Annotated in this window: 1 pseudogene; it reads left to right on the top strand. The window is 58.5% G+C overall.

What is annotated here, in order from left to right:
- Positions 1 to 272: pseudogene (locus AB4405_RS24350) on the top strand (hypothetical protein); the annotation flags it as partial.

The raw sequence follows: 272 nt of genomic DNA, 5'->3' as shown, positions 1-272 counted from the left end.
GAGCACACCATTACGGTGGATATTGTTGGGACGAACGATGTGCCGACACTGGTGATTGATGCAACCGACGCGACCGGCGCGGTGACAGAAGATGACATGCAAGTGACGCTGAGCGACGCAGGCAAACTGACTATCGAGGATGTGGATGGCGCGGATGAAGCCGTGTTCCAAACGGACCCTGCTACATTCGCCTCGGTGAGCTCCTTAACGGGCGGTGAAGAGGGCGCGGTAGGCACCCTGACCTTGAGCGCGGATGGGTCTTGGGATTACGA

The organism is Vibrio sp. 10N.261.51.F12, from assembly GCF_041471725.1.
In the GTDB taxonomy this organism is placed as follows: Bacteria; Pseudomonadota; Gammaproteobacteria; order Enterobacterales; family Vibrionaceae; genus Vibrio.
Note: the sequence above shows the minus strand (reverse complement) of the source record. Positions and strands in the feature narration are given on the sequence as shown.